This window comes from Streptomyces sp. NPDC107546 (assembly GCF_055639175.1).
The window spans coordinates 1-25,348 of record NZ_JBVKBA010000004.1; the positions used below are offsets into that span (position 1 = coordinate 1).

The 25,348-nt window shown below is 69.8% G+C and carries 24 protein-coding genes; 9 read left to right on the forward strand and 15 right to left on the reverse strand.

The window, feature by feature from the left end:
• Positions 1–167: 167 nt before the first annotated feature.
• The gene (locus ACZ7L1_RS06950; protein WP_471434881.1) at positions 168–542 is read right to left on the reverse strand and encodes a hypothetical protein; all 375 of its coding nucleotides are present in this window, start codon (positions 540–542) and stop codon (positions 168–170) included.
• Between the two features lie 630 nt (positions 543–1,172).
• Between ACZ7L1_RS06950 and ACZ7L1_RS06955 the strand changes: the two genes are divergently transcribed.
• Positions 1,173–1,517, forward strand: a complete 345-nt coding sequence (locus ACZ7L1_RS06955; protein WP_471434883.1) for a helix-turn-helix domain-containing protein — start codon at positions 1,173–1,175, stop codon at positions 1,515–1,517.
• A gap of 428 nt (positions 1,518–1,945) precedes the next feature.
• Positions 1,946–2,998, forward strand: coding sequence for a metallophosphoesterase (locus tag ACZ7L1_RS06960; RefSeq protein ID WP_471434885.1), 1,053 nt, complete (start codon positions 1,946–1,948; stop codon positions 2,996–2,998).
• A 194-nt stretch (positions 2,999–3,192) separates the two neighbouring features.
• Here ACZ7L1_RS06960 and ACZ7L1_RS06965 read toward each other — a convergent pair whose 3' ends face one another.
• The 5 genes from ACZ7L1_RS06965 to ACZ7L1_RS06985 form a co-directional block, all read right to left on the reverse strand.
• Entirely contained in the window at positions 3,193–3,486 is a 294-nt protein-coding gene (locus ACZ7L1_RS06965; protein WP_471434886.1) for a hypothetical protein, read from the reverse strand.
• 202 nt (positions 3,487–3,688) lie between these two features.
• The gene (locus ACZ7L1_RS06970; protein WP_471435389.1) at positions 3,689–5,017 is read right to left on the reverse strand and encodes a DUF5933 domain-containing protein; all 1,329 of its coding nucleotides are present in this window, start codon (positions 5,015–5,017) and stop codon (positions 3,689–3,691) included.
• A 303-nt stretch (positions 5,018–5,320) separates the two neighbouring features.
• Positions 5,321–5,863 carry an MOSC domain-containing protein gene (locus ACZ7L1_RS06975; RefSeq protein WP_471434887.1) on the reverse strand — a complete coding sequence of 181 codons (543 nt, stop codon included), beginning with the start codon at positions 5,861–5,863 and terminating at the stop codon, positions 5,321–5,323.
• 141 nt (positions 5,864–6,004) lie between these two features.
• Positions 6,005–6,220: an acyl-CoA carboxylase epsilon subunit gene (locus ACZ7L1_RS06980; protein WP_471434889.1), complete on the reverse strand. Its 216-nt coding sequence runs from the start codon at positions 6,218–6,220 to the stop codon at positions 6,005–6,007.
• The gene (locus ACZ7L1_RS06985; RefSeq protein ID WP_471434891.1) at positions 6,217–7,797 is read right to left on the reverse strand and encodes an acyl-CoA carboxylase subunit beta; all 1,581 of its coding nucleotides are present in this window, start codon (positions 7,795–7,797) and stop codon (positions 6,217–6,219) included. Before ACZ7L1_RS06985 ends, ACZ7L1_RS06980 begins: the two co-directional genes overlap by 4 nt.
• A gap of 222 nt (positions 7,798–8,019) precedes the next feature.
• On the opposite strand from ACZ7L1_RS06985, the gene ACZ7L1_RS06990 reads away from it, so the two are divergent.
• Positions 8,020–8,526, forward strand: a complete 507-nt coding sequence (locus ACZ7L1_RS06990; RefSeq protein WP_471434893.1) for a flavin reductase family protein — start codon at positions 8,020–8,022, stop codon at positions 8,524–8,526.
• A gap of 36 nt (positions 8,527–8,562) precedes the next feature.
• Here ACZ7L1_RS06990 and ACZ7L1_RS06995 read toward each other — a convergent pair whose 3' ends face one another.
• Positions 8,563–9,483 carry an MBL fold metallo-hydrolase gene (locus ACZ7L1_RS06995; protein ID WP_471434894.1) on the reverse strand — a complete coding sequence of 307 codons (921 nt, stop codon included), beginning with the start codon at positions 9,481–9,483 and terminating at the stop codon, positions 8,563–8,565.
• Between the two features lie 200 nt (positions 9,484–9,683).
• Here ACZ7L1_RS06995 and ACZ7L1_RS07000 point away from each other — a divergent pair, with 200 nt between their 5' ends.
• Positions 9,684–10,277, forward strand: a complete 594-nt coding sequence (locus tag ACZ7L1_RS07000) for a response regulator transcription factor (protein ID WP_471434896.1) — start codon at positions 9,684–9,686, stop codon at positions 10,275–10,277.
• Here the strand turns inward: ACZ7L1_RS07000 and ACZ7L1_RS07005 are convergent.
• Both ACZ7L1_RS07005 and ACZ7L1_RS07010 read right to left on the reverse strand, forming a co-directional pair.
• On the reverse strand, positions 10,219–11,394 hold the full coding sequence (locus tag ACZ7L1_RS07005; RefSeq protein ID WP_471434898.1) for a sensor histidine kinase: 1,176 nt from the start codon (positions 11,392–11,394) through the stop codon (positions 10,219–10,221). The two genes, ACZ7L1_RS07000 and ACZ7L1_RS07005, sit on opposite strands and share 59 nt — an antisense overlap.
• A 234-nt stretch (positions 11,395–11,628) precedes the next feature.
• Positions 11,629–12,405, reverse strand: coding sequence for a hypothetical protein (locus tag ACZ7L1_RS07010; protein WP_471434900.1), 777 nt, complete (start codon positions 12,403–12,405; stop codon positions 11,629–11,631).
• Positions 12,406–12,691: 286 nt separating this feature from the next.
• Here ACZ7L1_RS07010 and ACZ7L1_RS07015 point away from each other — a divergent pair, with 286 nt between their 5' ends.
• Positions 12,692–13,510 carry an AfsR/SARP family transcriptional regulator gene (locus ACZ7L1_RS07015; RefSeq protein ID WP_471434901.1) on the forward strand — a complete coding sequence of 273 codons (819 nt, stop codon included), beginning with the start codon at positions 12,692–12,694 and terminating at the stop codon, positions 13,508–13,510.
• Between the two features lie 87 nt (positions 13,511–13,597).
• Here ACZ7L1_RS07015 and ACZ7L1_RS07020 read toward each other — a convergent pair whose 3' ends face one another.
• Positions 13,598–14,032 carry a nuclear transport factor 2 family protein gene (locus ACZ7L1_RS07020; RefSeq protein WP_471434903.1) on the reverse strand — a complete coding sequence of 145 codons (435 nt, stop codon included), beginning with the start codon at positions 14,030–14,032 and terminating at the stop codon, positions 13,598–13,600.
• Between the two features lie 188 nt (positions 14,033–14,220).
• Here ACZ7L1_RS07020 and ACZ7L1_RS07025 point away from each other — a divergent pair, with 188 nt between their 5' ends.
• Positions 14,221–15,006 carry a 3-oxoacyl-ACP reductase gene (locus ACZ7L1_RS07025; RefSeq protein WP_471434904.1) on the forward strand — a complete coding sequence of 262 codons (786 nt, stop codon included), beginning with the start codon at positions 14,221–14,223 and terminating at the stop codon, positions 15,004–15,006.
• Between the two features lie 34 nt (positions 15,007–15,040).
• Here the strand turns inward: ACZ7L1_RS07025 and ACZ7L1_RS07030 are convergent, their stop codons facing one another.
• The 3 genes from ACZ7L1_RS07030 to ACZ7L1_RS07040 are packed head-to-tail and all read right to left on the reverse strand — an operon-like array spanning position 15,041 to position 18,086.
• Complete coding sequence (locus ACZ7L1_RS07030) at positions 15,041–16,048, reverse strand: Gfo/Idh/MocA family protein (protein WP_471434906.1); 1,008 nt, start codon at positions 16,046–16,048, stop codon at positions 15,041–15,043.
• Positions 16,045–17,025, reverse strand: a complete 981-nt coding sequence (gene rfbB, locus ACZ7L1_RS07035; RefSeq protein ID WP_471434907.1) for a dTDP-glucose 4,6-dehydratase — start codon at positions 17,023–17,025, stop codon at positions 16,045–16,047. The genes ACZ7L1_RS07030 and rfbB overlap by 4 nt, the downstream gene beginning before the upstream one ends.
• Positions 17,022–18,086, reverse strand: coding sequence for a glucose-1-phosphate thymidylyltransferase (locus ACZ7L1_RS07040; protein WP_471434909.1), 1,065 nt, complete (start codon positions 18,084–18,086; stop codon positions 17,022–17,024). Before ACZ7L1_RS07040 ends, rfbB begins: the two co-directional genes overlap by 4 nt.
• Positions 18,087–18,249: 163 nt before the next feature.
• Between ACZ7L1_RS07040 and ACZ7L1_RS07045 the strand changes: the two genes are divergently transcribed.
• Genes ACZ7L1_RS07045 through ACZ7L1_RS07055 form a run of 3 tightly spaced genes read left to right on the forward strand, consistent with a single transcriptional unit; the run spans position 18,250 to position 21,805 of the window.
• A complete protein-coding gene (locus ACZ7L1_RS07045; RefSeq protein ID WP_471434911.1) occupies positions 18,250–19,689 on the forward strand; it encodes an NDP-hexose 2,3-dehydratase family protein in 1,440 nt (479 codons plus the stop codon).
• Positions 19,690–19,746: 57 nt separating this feature from the next.
• Positions 19,747–20,880 (forward strand): nucleotide disphospho-sugar-binding domain-containing protein, encoded by a 1,134-nt coding sequence (locus ACZ7L1_RS07050; protein ID WP_471434913.1) that lies wholly within the window; start codon positions 19,747–19,749, stop codon positions 20,878–20,880.
• A 4-nt stretch (positions 20,881–20,884) separates the two neighbouring features.
• Positions 20,885–21,805: a DUF6081 family protein gene (locus tag ACZ7L1_RS07055; protein ID WP_471434915.1), complete on the forward strand. Its 921-nt coding sequence runs from the start codon at positions 20,885–20,887 to the stop codon at positions 21,803–21,805.
• A 67-nt stretch (positions 21,806–21,872) separates the two neighbouring features.
• On the opposite strand, the gene ACZ7L1_RS07060 is transcribed toward ACZ7L1_RS07055, so the two are convergent.
• On the reverse strand, positions 21,873–23,798 hold the full coding sequence (locus tag ACZ7L1_RS07060) for a flavin-containing monooxygenase (RefSeq protein ID WP_471434917.1): 1,926 nt from the start codon (positions 23,796–23,798) through the stop codon (positions 21,873–21,875).
• Positions 23,799–23,878: 80 nt separating this feature from the next.
• Positions 23,879–25,327 (reverse strand): multicopper oxidase family protein, encoded by a 1,449-nt coding sequence (locus ACZ7L1_RS07065; RefSeq protein ID WP_471434919.1) that lies wholly within the window; start codon positions 25,325–25,327, stop codon positions 23,879–23,881.
• Positions 25,328–25,348: the final 21 nt, after the last annotated feature.

The following is a 25,348-nucleotide window of genomic DNA, read 5'->3' on the forward strand; positions in this document are numbered from 1 at the left end:
CTTGTTTTTGGGAGCCATTTTCCTGGGGGGGGTGGGGGTGAGGGAGGAAAACCCCCCAATGCATGTTGGGGGGTCTCCTGCCGACGCGCGTCGGCAGGGCCCCCACCGCCGTGTCGCCGTCCGCTCGGAAACTGCCGGGCCGGCCTACGGGGCGGAGATACAGCGTCTCACCGGTCGACGTAGCTGAGATCGCCTACGGTCCATGCGCTGACGTCCTTGATCGCGACTCGGTACATGCCGCCCGTCTCCGGAATGCCGAGGCTTCCCTGGAGGATCCGGGCGAGATGAAAGTGCAGATGCGTGGGCGCCTCGCCGTGACCGGGCCGGTTCCCTCGCGGGCCGCGCGTGAAGACGTCCGAGAACGGGCCGAGACGGTCCGAGTCCTTCAGGACCTCCGCCACCCGCTCCCTCCACACGGCCTCGGGAGCCAGCCTGCCGGTGATGACGGCGCCGCCGACGACCACGGTCAGCGACATCTGATTGCTTCGCTCGGACTCCACCGCGGCGGAGATGGCGACGAGCAGCTCATCAGGGTTCGACATGAAGCAGAGCTTATGCGGCCCACCCGTACCCGAACCCCCCGCGGGACTGAACTGGCTGCGCGCGCGACAGCAGACGGCTTCCGCCAACCGGTGAGGGCCGATCCCCGGCAGCGTTCTTCCTCCACTGGAAGAGTGAAATCTTCTCTTGCTGGAGTAGATTTTCGTTCCTGACGTGGGTACGCTTCTTCCCGTAGACACGGTCGAACGAGACCCGCCAGACACGAACTGGCGGGTGACTGAACACGAAGTACGCAGGTCAGTGCGGCTCTCGAGCCTCGAAGCCTCAGTGTTCCCAGAACGGTGACGGGACTGAGAGCCGCACTGGGCGGCTCGCACGTCGAGGAGCTGCCAACAGATTCAGTGGTTGGTTCGGATCAGAGAGGAACGGAGGAGTAGACGCCATCAGGATCGCCCGGCCCGAGAAGCACTCGGTCCGGGTACCGCAAGACCCCGGAATGGATGGTGGTCCCCGGTCAAGCAGCTGCGATCCCCCGCTCCGCCCTGCCGGGCCGGGTAGCGGAAACAGAAGGTCGGCACAGCAGTAGGGCCGACAGATGGTGTTCAATTTCCTTCGGGGCCCTGGTGCCGTACGGCACCAGGGCCCCTCGACGCGTTGCACAGCGAGGTGACATGACATCGGACAACCCCCTGAATGATCGTCTGGACGACGACGACTACCCTGCGTACACAATGGGCCGGGCAGCCGAGATGCTCGGCACCACCCCGGCCTTCCTCCGAGCCATCGGCGAGGCTCGTCTGATCACTCCGCTGCGCTCGGAGGGAGGACATCGCCGGTACTCCCGCTACCAACTGCGGATCGCCGCGCGCGCCCGCGAGCTCGTCGACAAGGGGACCCCGATCGAGGCCGCGTGCCGCATCGTCATCCTCGAGGACCAGCTCGAGGAAGCGCAGCGCATCAACGCCGAGTACCGCCGTGCCGCCACCGAATCGGCGGGCAGTTCCGGCATCGGCTGAACACGCGGGCGGGGGAGGAACCGGCCCGGCTTCACCCCGCCGCTGCACCACCCTCCGGCCGGCGCCGCGAGGGACTGGCAAACGCTCGTCGGCATCGGCGCTGAACGCGTCATCGCGGCGGGAGCATCACCCCGTCGTCGTGGGGCGGCTCGGCAGGCATGCCGCGCCAGGTCCGCGCGCAGGGCGTCCAGGGCGTGCTGCGCCTCCGGGCTCTCCGAGCGCGCTCGGCCACCGGAGCGCCGTCAAGAATTCACCGCCCGTCCGCTCATCGACCGCCCCCGAGGCCAACCGGGACCGGCAGACTCCCCGCCGAGCCGATCATCGGCTGCCGCCCACGCCCGCCGTGAGCCGCACCGCCACCCCCCACCGGCCGCTGACCATCTGTGTCCCCGGCCCGCCCGGGCCGCACGACCGTGAGGGAGAATCCGATGAGATCGTGGCGCAACGCCCTTGCCGCCACCGCCGCCCTGAGCCTGCTCACGCTCGCCGTGTCCGCGGGGAGCGCCTCGGCCGGCCCGCGCGCCGCCGACGCCGGCATCACCACCGACGACACGCCGTTCACCTTCGCGGTGTTCGGCGACATGCCCTACGGCGACGCCGAGATCGCCGACTTCCCGCACGTCGTCAGCCAGATCAACGCCGATCCCGACGTCAGTTTCGTCACGCACCTCGGGGACATCAAGAACGGCTCGACGGTGTGCAGCGACGCGTACTTCCAGATGATCAAGTCGGACTTCGACCAGTTCAAGGACCCGCTGGTGTACACGGTGGGCGACAACGAGTGGACCGACTGCCACCGGCCGAACAACGGCTCGTACAACCCGCTGGAACGCCTCGCCAAGATCCGACAGGTGTTCTTCGCCCGTCCCGGCCGAACCCTGGGCCAGAACAGCGTGCGGGTGACCTCGCAGGCCGACGAGGGCGTCCCGGAGGACGTCCGCTACACCCGCGCCGGTGTCGCGTTCGCCGCGGTCGACGTGGTGGGCAGCAACAACAGCATGGCGCCGTGGACCGGCAAGACCCAGCCCACCCCCGAGCAGGCCGCCGAGGTACTGGCCCGTACGGCGTCGGTCGTCGAGTCCGTCCGCGACACCTTCGCCTCGGCCCGCCGCCATCACGACCGGGCCGTCTCCCTGATGATGCAGGCCGACATGTTCGACCCCACCGTCAGCAACCCGTCCTACGCCGACTACTACGCCTTCCAGCCGATCGTCGCCGCCATCGCCCGCGAGTCGGCCGCCTTCGACGGCCCGGTCTACCTCTTCAACGGCGACAGCCACCTCTACAACAGCGACCAGCCCCTGGCCGCCGGTTCCTCGTGGCTGTCGTTCTACCACCTGACCACCGTCGTGCCGAACCTGCACCGCATCACCGTCGACGGCTCCAACAACGCCAAGGACTACTTGAAGGTCACCGTCCAGCCGCACAACCCCCAGGTCCTCAGCTGGACCCGGGTCCCCCTGGCCGGCTCCGGCGCCTGACACACGGGTGCGTCGGCGGCCGTCACCCGTCGGCCGCTGCCGACACCACGGTGTTCATGGTGGCCGCCGAGCGACGAAGCCTGCGTACCACCCGTACGCGCAACGGCGCCCTCCGCCTGGAGGCGACGGGTGCCCAGGCCCCTTCTGCGGCTGGGACTCGGGCACCGGGACGCTCGCGTCGGAGCGGCAGGTCGTCAGGCAGTTCCCGGCTGGTGGGTGCCCGAGGTCGGCACCGGCGCTGTGCGGCGCCATACAGGCGCATACAGGCGAAAGGGCCTCCGCCCGGAAGCGGAGGCCCTTTCCCTCGGGCAGAAGAAGCCGTTCAGGCCGAACCAGTCGTGTGCCGTCTCCACGCGGGAGTCCAGCGTGCCGTTGCCGCGGCCCGGGTACACCAGCTGGCAGCCGACGCCTCGGCAGGCTTCGCCGACATAGCCGCCCCTGGTGGTGGTGACGAGGTCGGCACGGCCGTCGGTGGCGACGAGGCTCACCGAGCTGACGGTACGGTGCGAGGTCCCCCACTCGGTTCCCGCGGGGTCGGGGGCCCACGAGGTGACGCCGCCGGTCTTGCTGTAGTTCGGATCGTCGTGCAGGCAGGCGAACTTGGACGGCGTCGAATGCGGTGTGTCCGCTCGACGCCGGCGTCCGGCCTCGCTCGGGAGGCGCTCGGCCCACGAGCTGAAGCACCGTGATTCAGACTGCTTCGGGTTGCGGTTCCGGTTGCCGTTGTGGTGCGGCCTTCGGTTCCCACAGTGTGGTGGTCCGTACGTAGCCATGGACCACTGAGGTCATCGCCAGAATGAGAAGTGGTCCGAATACCCACGGGTGTTGGGCCATCTGCATCGGCAGATAGCGGTATGACACCAAGAGTGCGGCGAAGACCGTGGCACCGTGAGCGACCAACTGGATCCCTGATCGATCCCAGCCGTGGTCGACCGAGCGCAGAGCTGCCTCGATCGTGAGCGCGAACACCACGCCGGCGACGAGATCCGCACCGTAGTGGAAGCCGAACCCCAGCGTCGCGGCGAGTGTGGCAATCAGCCAGAACGTGCCTGCGAATCGCAGGATCCGTGGGCCCTTCCGGGAGTGGACGAAGATGGCGGTGGCCCACGCTGTGTGCAGGCTGGGCATGCAGTTGCGTGGGGTGATCTGGTCGAACGGCATCTGGTGCGGGGTGCTGATCGGCGGCGGCGTGTCCGGCCACACATCGGCCACCGCCCAGTGCACGGTGGGCGGCGTCGCCGGCCACAGGTCGGCCCACGCCCAGTGCTCGTTGCCGGCGCCGTAGGCGTAGAGCGGTCCGACCACCGGGAAGATCATGTAGATGGCCGGTCCGAGGAGGCCGATCACCAGAAAAGTGCGGACCAGATGATGGCCGGGGAAGCGGCGCTCGACCGCCACATGACGCAGCTGGTACAGCGCGACAACGACCGCGGCAACCGCGAGCTGCGCGTAGACGTAGTTGAGAGCGTGGGCGCCGATCGAGCCGGTGGCCGTGACGATCCGGCCCACCAGCCACGACGGGTTACCCAACGCGTGATCGGCGGTGGCCACGTACTGGTCGAACACCGCCGGGCGGGACTTCGACGTGACGAGCAGCCAGGTATCACCGGTCTTGCGGCCTGCCACCAGCAGCAGGCCCAGCCCGACGCCCTTCAGCAGCAGGACACGTTCCGGGCCGGTGCGGCGCGTGACGGCGACGAGCGCACAGCCCAATATCACCCACAAAGCACCGTTGCCGAAGGGGTGTCCGCCGGTCATCCTGGCGCCGACCGCCCACCGCACCAGCAAGAAGGCGACGTCGATGCCGATCGCGGCACCGGCCGCGATGAACCGTTGCCGCCGGGTGAGCACCACCATCATCAACGCCATACTGGCGTACAACAGGAAGCCTGATTTGGGCGGGAATATCAGCTCTCGCGCCTGGCTGGTGATCGGCCCCGGCAGGCCGTAGCGACGGGCGACGATCTCGAGCGTGATGAGCAGTCCGAGGGCCACCACACCCGCTGTGGCCCACAGTATCGCCCGTGGTTGACGCCACGCGGAGAACGCACTTCTGCCGTCTATTCGCGAAAGCGGCCGCGATGCTATAGGTCTCAATCAGTTAGCCGTTTGTTAGATGTTGGTGGAATCGGATTATTCATCGTGTCGGACAACATGGTTTTCCGACGACGGAGGCGGTGGGCATTCGCCGAAGTTCGAACATCTTATCGGAGCGGTGCGGGCGGCCCGCGGGTAGTTGCGAGGAGGGGCGTTCCTGCGCTCGACGGTCCGGCACGTCATCGCGGAGAAGTGCCTCCGGAAGGCCCCGTCGTCGGCAGGCGGTCAGACCCGTTCCAGGGGCCGGTGCGGGCCGTGGGGAAGTTCCGCTTCGATCGGGTCACCGGGGCGCACCACGCCACCCTCCCTCACGATGCTCATGATTCCGGCTTTGCGCACGATGTTCCCCGCCTCGTCGCGGCCGACGACCTGCTTCAGCAGCCCGTCCTGGAAGTTGTCGATCTGCAGACAGGGATTGCGGAGGCCGGTGACTTCCAGCACCGCGGAGTCGCCGATGCGCAGCAATGTGCCGACCGGAAGACCGAGCAGATCGATGCCGCGCGTGGTGATGTTCTCGCCGAGTTCCCCGGGCCCCAGCTCGAACCCTTCTTCGCCGACCTCGGCGAAGAGCTCCTCGTGCATGAGGTGGACCTGGCGCAAATTCGGCTGGGTGGGATCCTGCGCTACGCGCGAGCGGTGCTTGACCGTGACACCGGCGTGCACGTCCCCCTCCACACCGAGCCCGGCGAGCAGTCTGATGCTGTCCCGGTTCGGCTTGGTGAACGAGTACTCGCCGTTACTGCTGACCGCCGTCACTCTTCCGCTCATACCTCGGAACCCCCCTCTTCAGCAACAATGATCAGCACGAGCCTAACCCTCGGCCCGACGAGGTCCACAGGGACGTAGGGCGCTCGAGACGGTCGGACAGGCTGGGCGGTTGCGGGCTTCGGCCGCACGAGGGGCTTCGGGTCACGGCAGCATCGGGCGCCATGACGGGGATCGTGCGCCGGCCCATGCGCCGGCCGGCGTCCGTGGTCGGCTCCACGGGGCCTGGTACGGCCTTCCGGCGCCGGGTCCGGCCCCCTCCCGGTGGGCCAGACCGTAGAGCACCGATGCCAGCGCGGCCAGTTCAGGTTCCCGCGGTGTGCCCCGGACCACCCGGAACAGCGGTTCTTCGCCGGTCACTGCGGCTGGTTCCCGTGCTTGCGGCTGGGCAGCGGGGCGTGCTTGGCCCGCAGCATGGCGAGCGCTCCGATGAGCCGGTGCCGTGTCTCGGCCGGGTCGATGACATCGTCGACGAGGCCGCGCTCGGCGGCGTAGTAGGGGTGCATGAGCTCGCTCCGGTACTCCTTCACCTTCTGTGTGCGCACCGCCTCGGGATCCTCCGCTGCCGCGATCTCGCGGCGGAAGATGACATTGGCCGCTCCCTCCGCGCCCATCACCGCGATCTCGTTGGTGGGCCAGGCGAAGGACACGTCGGCGCCGATGGAGCGGGAGTCCATCACGATGTACGCGCCGCCGTAGGCCTTGCGCAGGATCACCTGCACCCGCGGCACGGTGGCGTTGCAGTACGCGTACAGCAGTTTGGCGCCGTGCCGGATGATCCCGCCGTGCTCCTGGTCGACGCCGGGCAGGAATCCCGGCACGTCCACCAGCGTGATCAGCGGGATGTTGAACGCGTCGCACAGGGTGACGAAGCGGGCGGCCTTCTCGCTGGCGTGGATGTCCAGTACGCCGGCGAGCGACGCCGGCTGGTTGGCGACGATCCCCACCACGTGCCCGTCCATACGGGCCAGGGCGCAGATGACGTTGGTCGCCCACAGCGGCTGGATCTCGAAGTGGTCGCCGTCGTCGACGATTTCCTCGATGACGGCGCGCATGTCGTAGGAGCGGTTGGGGTCCACGGGCACCAGGTCGGCCAGTTTCTCGGTGCGCCGGTCGGGCGGGTCGGCCGAGGGAGTGTGCGGTGGGAGTTCGCGGTTGTTGGACGGCAGCAGGGACAGCAGGCAGCGCAGGTCCGCGAGGCACTCCTCCTCGTCGTCGTAGGCGAGGCTCGCCACCCCGGACACCCCGGCGTGCGCGTCGGCGCCGCCCAGCTCGTCGTGGCTGATCACCTCGCCCGTCACCGCCTGCACCACGTCGGGCCCGGTGATGAACATCTGGGCGGTGCCGCGCACCATGAGCACGAAGTCGGTCAGGGCCGGGGAGTAGGCGGCGCCCCCCGCGCAGGGGCCGAGGATCACGCTGATCTGCGGAATGACACCGGAGTTGCGGACGTTGCGCTGGAAGATCCCCCCGTATCCGGCGAGCGCCGTGACGCCCTCCTGGATGCGGGCGCCCGCCCCGTCGCACAGGCCCACGATGGGGGCGCCGGCCGCCTCGGCCAGATCCATCACCTTGTGGATCTTGGCAGCGTGCGCCTCGCCGAGTGCGCCACCGTAGATACGGAAGTCATGCGCGTAGACGAAAACGGTGCGGCCGTCCACGGTGCCCCAGCCGGTGACCACCCCGTCCGTGTAGGGCCTCTTCGCCTCCATGCCGAATCCGGAGGCCCGGTGTCGACGCAAGCTCTCGATCTCCGTGAACGACCCCTCGTCGAAGAGCAGCTCGATGCGCTCCCGGACGGTCAGTTTGCCCTTGGCCTTCTGTGCCGCGGTCGCCCGCGGCCCGGGGCCGCCGCGCGCTTCGTCCTGGATCTCGGCGAGTTCGGTGACGCGGAACCGCATCGAGTCCGAGGGCTGCCCGTCATCAACGATGGTCATGCCTGCCCTTCCGATGAGATACGCGCCGCTCGGGCGAGCCCGATGCGGTGACGCTGCCGTGGCGGCGAGCGTCCGTCGCGTCCCTACAGCCCCGCTCGAAGCCGGCTGGACCGCCGCGCGGCCGGTTTCCGCCTCCATCCCGGATCCAGTGGTGCTCCAGAGCGGTCGCGGAGAGTGACCTGCGGACGCGATGAATCGGACCCAGGACGGCGGCGGTGTGCCATGTCGGTGGCTAGAGACGAATTCCGGGCCTTCTTCGGATCGTTCCCCACGGCGGTGTCGATCGTGACGACGGTCGACACGGACGGTGCCCCTCGAGGGTTCACCTGCAGCGCCGTCACATCGGTCTCGATGGAGCCCCCTCTGCTGCTGGTCTGCCTGGACCGGTCCGCGCGCTCACTCGCTCCGCTGCTGTCGGCGGGAACCTTCGTGGTCAACGTGCTCGCGGACGGCGCCCAGGACACGGCGCGGGCCTTCGCGAGCAGGTCGGAACGGAAGTTCACCGGCGTGCGCTGGCAGCCCTCCGCGGTCGCCGGGGGCGCCCCCGTCCTGTCGGACCTGGTGGTCGGCTACGCCGAGTGCACGGTGACACGGTCCCTCCAGGCGGGCGACCACTGGATCGTCATCGGCAGGGTCGAAGGGGCCGCGGTCTTCCCCCGGCCGCCGGTGCTGCACCAGCGCGGAGTTTTCGGCGTCTGGTCCGGCGAACTCGCCGCATCCAGAGGGTGATCCGGCAGGGGCCGCGCGGGCGCGACCCCTGGCGTCTCAGGCGTGGCAGACGGGCAGGCCTCCGTGATGTTCGATCATCTTGCCGAAGAGTTCCCCGATGTCCAACGGGTCACCGGGGGCCGCACCCCGCTCCTCCGCGTAGGCCCGGTACAGGTTCGGAACCAGCCGCTCGGCGTCCAGCAGCCCGGCGTACTCGCCGAGATCGGCCTCACGCGCCACGTCGAGAGGGTCGAGGCCGGCCGCCACGCCTTCCTTGGCCAGTTGCTGGATCCAGCGCAGGTATCCCTCGGTCACGTCCAGCACCTCCGGCCCGGCGACGGGGCCGTGCCCGGTGACGAGGACACGTGCGCCGAAGGCGCGCAACCGGTCGACGGCGGCCAGGGAGCCGGACACCGAACCCATCGGGCAGAACGGGGTCACCCCGGCCATGACCAGGTCGCCGGTGAACAGCACACCCCGTTCCGGCAGCCAGACCACCGTGTCATTGGTGGTGTGCGCCGGACCGACGTGCACCAACTCGGCTCGCAGGGCGCCCACATGGAGGGTCATCCCGTCCTCGTAGGTCACCGTCGGCAGCACGAGACGCAGGTCCCCCCAGTCGACATTCGGCCACAGCGAAGTCAGGTGCAGCCCGGCCGCGGCCATCTCGGTGCGTGTCCGGTGCTGGGCCACGACCACGGCCTCGGGGAAGACGAAGTTCCCGAAGGCGTGGTCACCGTGGAAGTGGGTGTTGACGACGAGCCGAGGCGGGGCGGGGGCGACGCCCGACACGGCCGTCCGCAGTCGCCGGGCGCGTTCCTCGGTCGCGGCGGTGTCGATCAGCGCGGCCTCGCCGTCGGCGACGACCAGGCCGGCGTTGTTGAGACACCATCCGCCGTCCGGCTGGACATAGGCGAACACGCCGTCGGCCACCTCCTCCAGGGTGGCTGCCGATGGGTCGTACTGTCGAGCGCTCATGAGTGTCTCCCGTGGACGTCCGAGGGCTTGCCTGCCCGGACTGTCGCGGGTGTCCCTGGAGGGCTGGTCGAGTCCGTCCGCCGAGCGGCCGCGGCATGTGGCCGAATTCCGCAAATCCCAGGAATAGCAGTCATTTTCACAAGTCGTGGCGGGCTAGTATCGACGTTGTCGATCAACCGGGGGAAGTTGTGATACGGGTCATGCTGGCCGAGGACATGCACATGGTGCGTGGGGCCTTGGTGGCGCTCCTGAAACTGGAGCCGGATTTCGAAGTGATCGCGGAAGTCGAGTCCGGGGACGCCATCCTGCCGGTCGCCCTGGCGAAACGGCCCGACGTGGTCATCGTCGACCTCGATCTGCCCGGTCTCGACGGGCTCACCGCGGCCACCCAGCTGAGGGGCCGGGTACCGGAGTGCGGCGTGCTGATCCTCACCAGTCTGGACCGCCCCGGCACCCTGCGACGGGCACTGGCCGCGGGGGCCCTGGGGTATTTGCGCAAGGACGCCCCGTCCCAGGAACTGGCGGAGGCGGTGCGCAAGGTCGCGGCGCACGAACTGGCGGTGGACCGGCAGCTGATGCACGCCGCGTGGAGCCAGGAGGACAACCCGCTCACCAGCCGGGAGACGGAGGTACTGCGCTGGGCGGCGTCCGGTGCGGAAACCACCGAGATCGCCGCCCAGGTCCATCTGTCGGTGGGTACCGTGCGCAACTACCTCACGTCGGCCGTGACCAAGCTCAACGCGCGAAATCGGCTTGACGCAGTACGGATTGCCTCGGAGGCGGGCTGGTTGTGACCGTCCGCTGAGGAGCGGCGAGCGGGCAGCCGGCGACGACGTGGAACCAGCCGTGCTCGTCGACCTCGGAGGTGAGCACGCCCCCCAACCGGGCCATCCGCTCGGCGAGGTTGTCCAGACCCCGGCCCCCGACGACCATCCGCGGACCGCTGTCCCCTACGCCGTCGTTGGACAGCGTCAACCGCACATGGTCGCCCTCCTCCCGGAGCCTTATGCGGCACCGGCTCGGTTCGGCGTGCCGCAGCAGGTTGGTGACCCCCTCGCGGAGCACCGTGGCGAGCGCGGTCTCCGTCTGGCAGCCCCAACGGCCCTCCTCCGCCTCGATGTCGGCCTCGACACCGGCGGCGGCCAGCACTCTTCGTACGGCGGCGACCTCGTCGCAGAGGGAGAGCTCTCGGTAGGAGTAGGCCACCGTCCGCACGTCCGACAGCGCTTGGCGTGAGATGTCGAGCACTTCGCCGAGTTCCTTGCGGGCCTGTTCGTTGTCCTCGACCATCCGATGGACCAGCTCGCTCTTGAGCGTGATGGAGGCGAGGCTGTATCCGAGCAGATCGTGCAGGTCGCGGGAGAAGCGCAGGCGCTCCCTGGTGACGGCGAGGTGCGCGCTCTCGCCCTGGTTGCGATGGGCCTCGCTCAGCAGTTCCGCCAGACAGAGCAGGCCGTAGATCATCAGCCCGGTCATGGCGGTGCCCACGGTCAGGCAGGAGATGTCGAGCATCGGAAATCCCTTCGCCATGGCCAGGGCGCCCGCGACCACCGGATAGAGGGCGAAGAGAATCCACGAGAGGGGAGCGTCGACGATGAGCAGGGTGCTCCCGGCCACGAACCCGCCCATGCCACCCCAGGCCGCGCCGAAGAGAACGACCGGGGCGAAGGTGAAGAACGCCTGGAGCAGGAGCGTCCACCTGCCGTACCGGGCGCGCAACCGCCGGGCCGGCTCCGCGCAGTGCACCAGTTGCAGAAGAAGGACCGCGGCGAAGGAGGCCAGGCAGACCACGACACTCACAGGCGAGGGGTGGGTCGCCAGGAGTCGGAGCGTGCCGGTCACTCCGAACCCGCACTGGGCGAGGGCGACGACGATCACCGGAAACCACGGCGACAGATAGCGATTTCTCACCCCGTTTATTTCAAAAGCCGCTTCAGAAAGCGCGTTCCCCCGTGCAATACCGCCCATGACTCTCCTCGACAGATCACGCGGACATTGCGTTCGACGAGAAGCATACGGAGGCTGGGCACCCCGACGAGGGAACTGTGACGTATCCCCCGTCGGGACATTCCGGATCACGACCGAAATGGCAGGTCCCGAGTGAAACGGACGCTACACGTCCGTTTCCCGGGTCGGTTGAGTAAATCAATCCGGCCACTGCGGCAAGAATTGATCGAACATTGCCGGGTCGTACAACGATGAAATACCGCACTCCTCCCCGGGGAGGGCGGTGACCATTCCCGCCCCGGCCACATGGGCGATGATCGCCTGCACCAGCAGCGGTGCCATCGCCTCGGCCGCGGCCTGCGCCGGCGTGACGTACCCCTGCAGCATCCGCGTCGCGAACAGTGCCTCCGGCCGGTGCAGCAGCACCCGGTGACACGCCTGAGGGGAGAACAGCTCCCCGGTGACGCCCCGAACGGTCAGCGTGCAGCAGCAGGACAGCCTCACCCACTGGTGCGGCGACGGCAGGACCGGACGGAACCGGGCCTGCCGGCACACCGGTACCACCGAGAGCACCGGCCCCAGACGGTCGTCCAGCCCGATCGAGCGCACCACCATGTGCTGCAGACGCCACAGCGCGTCGGCCAGCACGGCGGGAAGCGCCGAGAACAGATCCGTGCCGGGCGGGCCCTCGAAGGAGCCCCGCGGCGCGTCCACCGCGTTCTCCAGGGAGACCGGCCCCAGCACCATCCGGTCGAGCGTCCTGCGCACCATCGGGTGGGGCGACGGCAGCCGGACCCGGCCGACGGCACTGCGCACGACGAGCACGCGACCGCCCTCCTCGTCCTCCAGCACGGCATCGTCGCGCAGCGACCACAGGGACCGGGGCTCGTACCCGGGCGGCGCCGTGAAGCCGGTGGCCCCCGGTGGGCCGCCCCGCGGTCCTGCGGAGACGAGCGGGCGGCGTCTTCCGTCCACGGATGAGATTCCTTCACTTGTCTGTCACGCACTGATCATCTCGGAACGCTTCGGCGCCCCGTTAACGGGTCGCTCATTGTGCCGTCAGACGGCCGCAAGAAAACAGTCCTGTCGTCCCGGCGGCCGTTAAAAGCTCATACACGCCTTCCGGTTGCGTGAGTTCGTCACGAGATCTCTGTGAGAGGGGCACTACTGCCTGGCGGACACCTCGTGGAAGGCTCGAGAAGCACTCGTCGACCAGGGCGCCGCCCATGACCAGGGCTTCGCCCGAAGAGAGGCTCCCACCATGGAAATCGAGATACTCGGCCCGGTTGAGATTCGCATGAACGGGGTGTCGATCGTTCCGAGCGCGGGAAAGCCGCGGCAGGTCCTGGCGCTCCTCGCCATCAGGGCGGGCCAGATCGTGCCCGTCACGACCCTGATGGAGGAGGTGTGGGGCGACGACCTGCCGCGCAGTGCGGTCACCACGCTGCAGACGTACATCCTGCAGCTGAGGCGGAAGATCGTCTCCACCCTGCCGGCGGAACAGGGCGCGAGTGCCAAGGACATCCTGAGCACCCGGTTCGGCGGCTACAGCATCGGCGTACGACCGGACGTCTGTGACCTCCGGGAGTTCGAGCAGCTCGCCGCTCAGGGCATGACGGCCCTGGACGCCGGTGACGCCCGAAGCGCCTCGTTGCTTCTCGGGCAGGCGTTGTCCCTGTGGCGGGGGAACGCGCTCATGGACGTGCCGATGGGCCGGGTGCTGGAGATGGAGACGCTCGGCATCCAGGAGGCGCGCATGCGGGTCCTGGAGCAGCGGATCAAGGCCGATCTGCAGTTGGGCCGGCACGCCGAGCTTCTCGCCGAGTTGCGGGTGCTGGCCACCCAGCACCCGCTGCACGAGTCCTTCGCCGGCAACCTGATGCTGGCTTTCTACCGGTCCGGTGCGGTCTGGCGGGCGCTGGAGGTCTTCCAGCAGCTGCGCAGGACGCTGGACGACGAGCTGGGCATCGTGCCCTCCCCGCGGCTGCAGCAGCTGCACCAGGCGATCCTGGTCGGGGAACCGGCGCTGGACGCCCCGCAGTACACCGCCGACGCGGCCCTGCCCTTCGTCGCGGCCTGAGGGGTCCTGACGGCCCCGCCGGCTCCCTCCCGGCTCGTCCAGGTCCTGGTGGCCGCCGGTCCCGGCGGCGGCCACCAGTGCGGACGTTCAGCCCATGTGGTCGTAGTCGACGACGCGGGAGCGCATCAGAACCCGGTCGTCGGACATCTCCAGCACGTCGCGCACGATGCAGCTGGGCCAGATCTCCGGCTCCGGCTTGCCGCCGGGGCGGGTCCGCACCACCAGGCAGTACACCGTGGAGCGAAGGGTGCCGTCGGGCTGGGGGTCGAGCACGATCTGGTTGAACCAGTGCCGCCGCTGGACCGGTTCGTCCCGGAACCGCTCGTGGAAGCGCACGAGTTCGGCGACGATGCCCCGGCGCGTGCGGGCGGGTTCGGTGCCGGGAGTGTGCTGGAAGGTGCCGTCCTCCGTGAACGTGGCGGCGTACTCCTCGAACCTGCCCTCGTCCAGCGCTTGCATCTGGCGGGCGTAGAACTGCTGGATCCGCGCGTACTCATGGGGCGGCACGGGCGTCTTGGTCATGGCTTCCTCCGGTGCCGGATCAGCGAGGTTCCCACCGTGTACCGGCCGCCTCGAAGGTCGCTCGAGCGCCGCCGACACCGCTCGGGCCCCGGCTCGGGCCGCGGTGCCGTCGAGAACTCTTCGACCACCGCTCAAGGACCTGGGCGCAGGCTCGCCCCGTCGGAGTGAATGCGGGTCAGGGAGGAAACATGGCGGAGGCAGTCAAACCGGTCGCGCTGGTCACCGGGGCCACCAGCGGTATCGGGCTGGAGATCACCAAGCGGCTGGCCGGGCTCGGCGCACGCGTCTACCTCTGCGCCCGGCAGGAGCAGCAGCTGGCCGCCACGGTCAAGGAGCTGCAGGACCAGGGACTGGACGTCGACGGCACCACATGCGACGTGGCGCAGCCCGCGCAGATCCGGGCCCTGGTCAGGGCCGCGGTGGAACGCTTCGGGCCGATCGACATCCTGGTGAACAACGCCGGCCGCAGCGGTGGCGGGGCCACCGCGGAGATCCCGGACGAGCTGTGGCTGGACGTGATCAACACCAATCTCAACAGCGTCTTCCTGGTCACCAAGGAGGTCCTCACCACGGGCGGCATGCTCGACAAGGACCGCGGCCGAATCATCAACATCGCCTCGACGGGCGGGAAGCAGGGCGTCGTGCACGCCGCCCCGTACTCCGCCTCCAAGCACGGCGTGGTGGGCTTCTCCAAGGCGCTCGGGCTGGAACTGGCCCGCACCGGCATCACCGTGAACGCGGTGTGCCCGGGCTTCGTCGAGACGCCGATGGCGGAGCGGGTGCGTGAACACTACGGCGCCATCTGGGGGGTCACCGAGCAGGAGGCCCACGACCGGATCACCACGCGTGTGCCGCTGGGCCGTTACGTGGAGACGCGCGAGGTCGCCGCGATGGTCGAGTATCTGGTCAGCGACGACGCCGCCGCGGTGACGGCGCAGGCGCTCAACGTCTGCGGCGGCCTCGGCAACTACTGAGCCGGACACAGCCGTCGGCGAGCGCGGGGGCCTCTCAACGGGAGGCCCCCGCGCCGTGTGCGGCCGTGACGACGGCCAGCCGGCGCACGTCGTCGAGCAGTTGGGCCTGGCGGACGAGCGAAGGGTCGGCGCAGGTCTGACCGCGCAGGACGGCATCCGCGAACGCGGCAAGCGTGTTGGCGCACTGGTCGTCCGGTTCGAGGACCAACTCCTCGACCTCGCCGCCTCGTTCGACGCGGACCACCGGCGCGTGGTCGGCGGGCGGGGTGAACGCGCGGTCCACGGTGATGCGACCCTGCGTGCCCAGCAGCTCGTAGCGGGAGGTGTAGGCGTGGTCCAGGCCGAAGACGAGCTGGCCGACGACTCCGTCGGGCCGGTTGACCAGCGCGCCACCGGCGACGTCCACGCCCGATTCCTCGTCGTACCTCAGGGCCGAACCCACGACCTGTGTCGTGGGGCCGAGGAAGTACAGCGCGGCCCGGACGGGATAGGCGCCCACGTCGAGCCGGGCGCCGCCGCCCAGCGCCGCCTGGTACCGGATGTCGGAGCGGTCGCGGGGCGGGATGGCGAAGGCGGCGGAGAAGGAGCGGAGTTCCCCGATCGCGCCGCTGTCGACAAGCGCGCGGACCCGGTGCTGACGCCGGTGGTTGAGGAACATCAAGTTCTCGTGCAGCACCAGGCCGGCCGCCCGCGCCTGCGTCACGAGCGCTTCGGTGGCCGCCGGGTCCGTGGTGAGCGGCTTCTCCGCGAGGACGTGCTTGCCCGCCGCCAGGGCGCGGCCGACCCATTCGGCGTGCAGCCCGGCGGGCAGCGGAACGTAGACGGCGTCGACGTCCTCCCGGTCCAGCAGTTGCTCGTAGTCCGCCACCGCGCGCCCTCCGAACCGGGCCGCCACCCGCTCGGCACGCTCGCGGTCGCGGCCGGCGACCGCCGTGAGCGAGAGCCGGGGAAGCCGGGCCACGGCGGGCAGCACCCGGCGCAGGGCGATGTCCGCACAGCCCACCAGACCCAGGCGGACGACCGGCCCGGAGGCGGGTGTCATGCCGAGCCCTCCAGCGCGCGCAGCGGCTCCCAGAAGCCGGGGTGGTCCCTGTACCAGGCGACGAGGTCGGCGAGCCCCTCCTCGAAGGACCAGCGCGGCGCGTATCCCAGCTGCTCGCGGATCTTGCTGTCGTCGATGGAGTACCGCAGGTCGTGGCCCTTGCGGTCCTCGACGTGGCGGACCAGGCCCCAGTCCGCCCCACACAGTTCCAGCAGCCGGGCGGTGACCTCGCGGTTGGTGAGCTCCGTGCCGCCGCCCACGTTGTAGATCTCGCCGGCCGCGCCCTTGGTGAGGACCAGCTGGATGGCCTGGCAGTGGTCGTCGACGTGCAGCCACTCGCGGGAGTTGCGCCCGTCGCCGTAGAGCGGGACGGGCAGTCCGCTGAGCAGGTTGGTGATGAAACGCGGCAGGAACTTCTCGGGGTGCTGGCGTGGTCCGTAGTTGTTGGAGCAGCGGGTGATGCGCACGTCCAGACCGTGGGTGCGCCAGAAGGCGCGGGCGATCAGGTCGCTGCCCGCCTTCGAGGCCGCGTACGGGGAGTTGGGCAGCAGCGGCTCGTCCTCGTCCCATGAGCCGGTGGGGATCGAGCCGTAGACCTCGTCCGTCGACACGTGGACGACGGTGCGCACGCCGACCTCCACGCAGGTCTCCAGAAGACACTGGGTTCCACCGACGTTGGTGCGGACGAACGCCGCTGCGGCCTGCAGCGAGCGGTCGACGTGGCTCTCCGCCGCGAAGTGGACCACCATGTCGTGGCCCGGCAGCAACAGCCGCAGCAGGTCCTGGTCGCAGACGTCCCCACGGACGAAGAAGAGCCGGGGGTCGTCGGTGGGCAGGTTGTCCAGGCTGCCGGCGTAGGTCACCTTGTCGAGGACGGTGATCTCGGCGTCCTCGTAGCCCGGGTACGCGCCGGCCAGCATGGACCGCACGTAGTGGGACCCGATGAAACCGGCACCACCGGTCACCAGCACCTTCATGTCGCCACCTCCGCTTGGGCGTGATCACCGACGATGAGCCGCGACGGGCGCGAACCGTCCGCGGCGCTGAGTTTGGCCCACCGGCCGATGATCGAGTGACGCAGCGCCGGCACACTGTCCACCGCGGCGCCCTCGAGCAGGATCGAATCGGACAACCCCGCGCTGCTGACCACGCACTCCCGGCCGACCGCGACCCCGGGACCGATGACGCTGTCCGAGATGACGCTGCCGGCCCCGATGACCAGCGGGCCGACCAGCCGGGACCGGATGACCTTGGCATCCGCCTCGATGACGACGGGCCCATCGACGACGGTCTCGGCGTCGATCTCGCCCTCGATCCGCGGCCGCAGCCGGGCCAGCAGTTCCCGGTTGCACTCCAGGAGGTCCTCGGGCCGGCCGGTGTCCTTCCAGTACCCCTGGTACCTCTCGGCGAGCACGGTGCCGCCGCCGTCCAGCAGATGCTGGATCGCGTCCGTGATCTCCAGCTCACCCCGTCCGCTCGGGCGGATGGCGGCGACGGACCGGTGGATCGCGCCCGTGAAGAAGTACACGCCGATGACCGCGAGATCGCTCTTCGGCTCCTCGGGCTTCTCCACCAGGCGACGGATGCGGCCGTCGGCGTCCAGTTCGGCGACGCCGTACGCCCGTGGGTCGGGCACGGGGGCGACCAGCACGGTCGCGTCGCACCCGGAGGCCCGGAAGTTCTCCGCCGCCGGCACGATGCCGTCCGCGAGGATGTTGTCTCCCAGGTACATGACGAAGTCCTCGTCACCGAGGAACTCCGCGGCGACGGCGATGCAGTGCGCCAGGCCGAGCGGGGCGTGCTGCCTGATGTACGTGATCCGCAGTCCCAGGTGGGCCCCGTCGCCGATGGCCGCCCTGATCTGGTCGCCGTGATCACCGACGATGATCCCGACCTCGGTCACGCCGGCCTCATGGATCTTCTCCAGGCAGTGCCGGAGCACGGGCTTGTTGGCCACCGGGAGCAGTTGCTTGGCCGTCGAATAAGTGAAAGGCCGCAATCGCGAGCCTGTTCCTCCGGACAATACAAGCGCCTTCATGCCGCGAAGCCTGCGTACCTCCGCTCAAGCCCCGGTCGACACTGGCTCGGGCCGCCGCCCTGCGCGAGAGGGAGACGGATCCGAAGGAGAAGTCCTCGGCCGGTGCTCGACCACGGCTCGAGCAGGCGCGGCGACGGTGCCCGATATGACATTGGCGAATGGTATGGCAACGCCGTCCCAAGCGGTCGGTGAGGCCCGCGGCAGTGGCCCGGCGGACAGCTTCTGGCATGTCGCCCGGCCTGTCACCGGCCCGGCCGATGGTCTCCCCGCATTCCGGCAGTGGTTCGCGGAGCAGGCCCGGATCCACCACTACAGGGTCGACCGGGTCCCCCTGTCCGAGCTGTCCGGGTGGCACTTCGAGGACGGCAGCGGCGACCTGGTGCACGAGTCCGGGGGGTTCTTCGTCATCTCCGGCCTGCGGGTGCGCACCGGTTTCCGCCGCCCTCGTGAATGGACGCAGCCGGTGATCGTGCAGTCCGAGATCGGCGTGCTGGGCATTCTCCTCAAGCGGTTCGACGGCGTACCGCACCTGCTGATGCAGGCGAAGATGGAGCCCGGGAACATCAACACCGTGCAGCTGTCGCCCACCGTGCAGGCCACGCGCAGCAACTACACCGGCGTGCACCGCGGCCGGCGCGTGCCGTACCTGGAGTACTTCATGGGCCCGCACCGGGGCACCGTGCTCGCCGACTCCCTCCAGTCGGAGCAGGGCTGGTGGTTCCTGCACAAACGGAACCGCAACATGGTGGTGGAGACGCGGGACGAGGTGCCGCTGCTCGACGGCTTCCGCTGGGTGACGCTGCCCCAGCTCGGCGAACTGCTGAGGACCGACAACCTGGTCAACATGGATTCCCGTACGGTCCTGTCGACCCTGCCCTACGGCCAGCCCGCGCCCGAACTGGTCGACGCGGCCACGGACCCGTACCGGCGGGCGGCCCTGAGGTCCCTGGCGCCGCGGTACGGGTCCGTGCACAGCCTGCACGAGGTGCTGCGCAGGCTGACCGACGCCCGGTCCCGCCACGAGCTGGTGCAGCGCCGCACACCGCTGCACGAGGTCCTCGACGAGGGGTCGTGGCAGCGGACGGAGCGCGGGATCGCGCGGCCCGACGGACGGCACTTCGAGGTGATCGGGGTCGACGTACGGGCCGAGCGGCGTGAAGTGGGTCGTTGGTCGCAGCCGCTGGTGGCTCCCGTCGCGGGGCTGTCGGGACTGTTCGTGAAGCAGATCGGCGGTGTGCTCCACCTGCTGCTGGAGGCCCGCGTGGAGGCGGGCACGCTGAACGTGTGCGAGTACGCGCCGAGCGTTCAGTGCTCCCCCTCCCACCATGGCGCAGGCGGAGGCGACGGGCTGCTCGGCCGGCTGCTGTCGGCACCGCGCGACCGGATCCGCTACGACGCGGTGCAGTCCGAGGAGGGCGGCCGGTTCCACCACGCGGTGACCCGCAACCTGGTCGTCGAGGCCGACGACGACTTCCCGCTCGCCGAGCCGGAGGGACACTGCTGGGTGACGCTGCACCAGGCCCAGGAGCTGCTGCGCCACAGCAACTACCTCAACGTGCAGGCCCGCACCCTGGTCGCCTGCCTGAGCCTCGGTCTGTTCTGAGTCCCGGTCCACTCCGGCTCAAGGGGGGTTCGACTCCCCGCGCCTAGCGTCGCCCGCATGCGAATCCTCTTCATCTCGGGCGGAAGCCGGGGCGCGGTCTTCCCGCTGGTCCCGCTGGCCACCGCAGCCCGCAACGCAGGTCATGAAGTCTTCGTCGGCGTCACCGAGAACACGCTGCCCGCGGTGGCGGGTGCCGGTCTGCCCGGCGTCTCCCTCACCGCGGGCACCATGCCGCAGTTCATGTACCAGGACCGCGAGGGCAAGCCGGCCATCGAGCCGGACGACCCGGACGAGTGGAACCTGTTCAACGGCCGCGGCATGGGCCGGCTGGCGGCGGCCAGCCTGGAGGGTCTGGTTCCGTTGATCGAGCGGTGGCGGCCGGACGTCATCGTGGGTGGCTCCCTGTCCTACGCCGCCCCCATCATCGCCGCGCACTTCCGCATCCCCTTCGTGCGGCACGCGCTGAACATGGGCGAGCCGGCCAACATCGACCTCGGCGCGGCCGCCGAACTCGCGCCCGAGCTGGAGAAGTTCGGGCTGTCGGAGATCCCCGGCGAGGACATGTTCATCGACATCTGCCCGCCGAGCGTGCGTCCCGAGGACGCCATCCCGTCGCAGTCGATGCGGTATGTGCCGTACAACACGCACAAGAAGCTCGACCCGTGGATGTACACCAAGCCCGAGAAGCCGCGGGTCGTCGTCTCGGCGGGCAGCCGCGTCACCCCGGACTACGAACTCGCCCCGCTGCGCGACCTGGTCCAGAAGGTGGGACCGCTCGGCATGGAGATGGTCATCGCCGTACCCGACGAGGTGGCCGACCTGCTCGGTCCGCTGCCCGAGGGGGTGCGGGCCGGGTGGCTGCCCATCGACGTGCTGATGCGCTCCAGCGATCTGCTCGTCCACCGTGGCGGCGGCAACACGATGCTGTCCGCGATGACCGCGGGCATCCCGCAGCTCGTCATCCCCGCCATGCCCAAGCAGGTGGGCATGACGGAGAACCTCGTCGAGTACGGCGCCGCGAAGATGGTGCTCAACGGCGAGGACAGTGGCGAGGTCATCGCAGCGGCGTGCCGGGAGCTGCTGGACGAGCCGTCGTATCTGAAGCGGTCACGGGACATCGCCCAGGAGATCGCCGAGCTGCCGAGCCCGGCGGAGGTGGTCGACATCGTCGCGGCTCTGGCGAAGGGCTGAGCGCGTGACCTCCCTCGACGACACGGTGGCGGGCGGCCCGGCTCACGTGGCCGGCCGCCCGGCCTTCCTCGACGACTTCTCCGGCGGCCTGGACGCGCACGGCGACGGCGCCCGGTGGGACCTGCGTGCCGCCGGGGCGTTGCCGGCGGGCGACGGGACGGTACGCCGGACCCCCGGCGGCCTGGTCGTCGACCCCACCGCCCGGCATCCCGGGACGGGCGAACCGAGCTGGGCCTTCGGCGACATGCCGGGCACCGGCGAGGACCACATGCGGTGGCGGGCCATCCCCCGGCACACCGCGTCCTCCGGCATCCCGGGCTTCGACGTCACCGGCACGCTCACCGTGCGCAGCGAGATGGCGGCCGAGGCCTTCGGGGTGGCGGGGCACCCCTTCGGTGACGGCGTCACCGACCCGGACACGGATCTGCGCCTGGCGGCCGGCGCCCTGATCGCCGCGGACGTGGAGACCCGGCTCGTCCTCAATCTGTCGCTCACCAACCGTCGCGTCTACGCCCTGTACGAACGGTTCGCGCAGGGACCCGATGACCCGACGGCCTTCTGCCGTGCCGTTCCGGTCGCCGACCGGATTCCCGGCCAGGCGCACCGGCTCGCCCTGAGCTACGACCGTACGACGGGCACCGCCCGCTGGTGGGTGGACGGCGCCGAGGTGCTCACCGTCGACCGCATCGGCGGCCACGGTCCTGACGACCGCGGCCGCCTGCTGATCGGTGCGGGCGGCGTGGAGGAGGCCATCCGGCCACGTCAGCTGCTGACCGGGTACGCCTGCTTCACCCTGCTCAACGCGGCCGGTCCGGACGGCGGGCCACCGCTGGAGCCGCAGGGGGGCAGCGCGGCGCGGCCGTCCCTGTGGGGACAGGGCGTACGGCTGACGCTGAAGGACTTCGGCGTGTACGTCACGGACTGAACCTCCGCACGTCAGGGGCCTGCCACCGGTACGCCGGTGGCAGGCCCCTGACGTGTGACCGCCCGGCTCACCGCAGGTGGTACTCCTGCGGCCGGACCCGGTGGGTGCGCCTCCAGTACTCCTGGGCGGTGAACGGCCAGTTCTGCGCCGAACGGCCGGCCACGCGGTCGACGGTCCAGTTGCTCACCGAGGAGAACCCCCAGGCGCGTTCCGCGTTGGCCTCGTCGACCCTGGCGTTGTATTCCTCATAGACGTCCTGGCGCACCTCCAGCGAGCGGTGCCCGCCGTCCAGCAGCAGCCGCAGGGCGTCCAGCAGATAGGTGACCCCGCACTCGGAGAAGTAGAAGATGCTGCCGCCCTGGCCGGAGAGGTTCGTATTCGGACCGTACAGGCAGAACAAGTTGGGGAATCCCGGCACGGTCAGACCCAGATAGGCGCGGGCGCTTCCGCCCCACGTCTCGTGCAGGTCCACTCCGCCCCGGCCGGTCACCTTCATCGGCATCAGGAAGCGCGAGGCCTCGAAGCCGGTGCCGTACACCAGGACGTCCAGCTCGTGATGGCGCCCGTCCGCCGTCCGCACCCCGGTCGGCGTGATCTCCTCGATGGCGTCGGTGACCAGCGTGACGTCGTCGCGCTTGAGGGTACGGATCCAGCCTCCGTTGTCCCGCAGCACTCGCTTGGCCCCGACCGGGTAGCGGGGCAGTACCCGGGGCAGCAGCCCGGGTGTATCGGTGAGCTGGCTCTCCAGGGCCCGGGTGAGGGCCACGCGCAACTTCTCGTTCAGAGCGGACACGGCACGTTCCGTCGGCGGGTAGGACCGGTCCACGATCCATGCCTCGAGCACTCCGCGCAGTCCCGGCGCGAAGAGCCAGAACCGGTACCAGTCCGCGTAGTACGGGACGTGCTCGAGCAGCCACCGGGCGCCCTGCGGCACCTGGTCGTGGTAGTGCGGGGTGGGCCGCAGCCAGGGCGGAGTGCGCTGGAAGACCCGCAGCTCGGCGGTCTGTTCGGCGATCTCCGGGATGAACTGGAAGGCACTGGCGCCGGTGCCGATCACGCCCACCCGCCGCCCCGCCAGCTCCACCGAGTGGTTCCAGCGGGCGGAGTGGAAGGCGGGGCCGCGGAAGGTGTCCCGCCCGGGGATCGCCGGCAGGCTCGGCCGGGACAGCTGCCCCACGGCGCTCACCAGCACGGTGCACTCGACCCGCTCCGCGCCGCCCGGGGTGTCCAGCAGCAGCGACCACCGGCCGCGCTCCTCGTCCCAGGCCGCCTCGCGCACCTCGGTCCCGAAGCGGATGTGGTCGTACAGGCCGAACCGTTTGGCCACGTCGCGGAAGTAGTCCAGCAGGACGTCCTGGGTGCAGAAGTACTCCGGCCAGTCGGTCCTGGTGGCGAACGAGTAGCTGTAGAGGTGGCTGGGCACGTCGACCCGGCACCCGGGATACCGGTTGTCGAACCAGGTTCCGCCGACGTCGCTGTTCTTCTCGTAGATCTCGAACGGCACGCCGGCCTGGGCGAGCCGGTGGGCGGCCAGCAGACCGCTCATGCCGGCGCCGATGATGCCCACCCGGACACCGCTGCCCGGCGCCACGTCCCGCAGGTTCCAGAGGGGTGCCTTGGGATCGGTGCCCGGAGCCGTCACCTCCTCGGCGATCAGCGGCAGGAGCTCCTCGGTGTCCTCACCCATCGCCCAGGAGGTGATGGCGTGCAGCAGCTCCGGCCCGGGCGGGGGCGGCGCGACACTCCCGGCGTCCCGGTGGCGTACCAGAGCGCGCAGGGCCAGTTCCCGGGCCGAGGCGAGCTGTTCCGGGGTGAGACCGCCCTGCGGGAGGGTGAGCCATCCGCTGGGACCGGTGTAGTCACCGAGGAAGGAGACGTCCCCGGTCAGATGGGCCACCGCCATCAACAGCGCGGGTATCTCCGCGCTTTGGAGGTGGGCCCGGATGACGTCGTCCGCGGCGGTGATCGGCCGGACCTCGGAGTTGGCGGCCATGGCCGCTCCTTTCCAAGTCAGGGGCGCGCCCCCGTCGGGGGCGCGCCGTACGTGCCGTCGACTGGTGTGTGGGGGCCTCGTCAGGAGCGGACGATGTCGAACTGGCCCATCATGCCCATGGCTCCGTGGTCGATGAGATGGCAGTGGTAGTAGTAGCGGCCCAGGTAGGGGTAGGCGAACGACACCTGGATGCGGGCCTTCTGGCCCGGCATGACGCTCACGATGTCCTTGAGCCCCGACTGGCCCGGCGCGGGCGGCGTGCCGTTGATGTCGAGGACCCGGAAGTCGACCAGGTGGATGTGGAAGTTGTGGGGTATCTGGTCGACGTTGCTGATCTCCCAGATCTCGGTGGCCCCCTGTTTGACGGTGAAGTCCACCCGGTTCATGTCGAACTCGCGCCCGTTGATGAGGCCCGCGCCGGTCGCCGGGTCGAGGGTGAGCGAGAAGGTGCGGGTGACGGTGGGCGTGCCGAGCGCGGGGAGCGTGGCCAGCTTGCCGGGGACCCGGCTGGTGTCCGACGCGGTGTCGCCGACGTCGAACCGCATGATCCGGTCGGTGGTGTCCGTGGGGAACAGCGTGTTCTGCAGCACGATCCGGGTGCCCTCCGCGTACCGGGAGAAGTCCACGACGATGTCCGCCCGTTCGCCCGGAGAGAGCGGAAGGCTGGTCGTCGTGACGGGCGCCGGCAGCAGCCCGCGGTCGGTGCCGATCTGCTGGAACGCGTCGCCGTTGTCGAGCCTGAACTCGAACGGGCGCAGGTTGGAGCCGTTGCACAGCCGCAACCGGTACTTGCGGGCCCGGACCCGGAAGTACGGCTGCGGCTTGCCGTTCACCAGGATCTGCGGGCGCGAGGTGAACAAGTGGTCGAAGTAGAGCGATCCGTCGTCGTTGAGGCCGACGTCGCGGATCATGATGGGCACGTCGTAGGTGCCGCTCGGCAGGCCCAGCGCCTGTTCGGAGGCGTCACCGAGGACGTAGAAGCCGGACATGCCGCGGTAGACGTGCTCGGCGTCCCTCATGTGCGCGTGGTCGTGGTACCAGAGCGTCGTCGCGACCTGCTTGTTCGGGTAGGTGTAGGTCCGGGTGGCGCCGGGCGCGACCAGGTCCATCGGACCGCCGTCGTTCTCCGGGTCGACCACGGCACCGTGCAGGTGCATCGAGGTACCGGCGTCGATCCTGTTGGTCTGCCGGACCACCACGGTGCGACCGGACTTGGCCCGGATGGTGGGGCCGGGCAGCGAGCCGCCGTAGGTGAGGACCGTCGTGCTCTTGCCGGGCATGATCTCGGTGACCGCCTGCTGCACATCCAGCGTGTAGTAGTCGGTGGTGCTGGAACGGCTGGTGGGCTGCAGCACCTTCGGCACCGGCATGGCCACCTGGAAGGGTGTGATCGCCCCGGCCAGGGCGGCCGTGGCGCTGGCGGCCGGCTCGACGTCCGGGCGCATGCTCCGCATGGCCAGGCCGCCGGTCACCGCCAGCGCGCCCCCCGTGGCCGCCATCAACTTGAGCATCTCTCGTCTGCTGTTCATGGTGCGTCTCTCTTCGTGCTC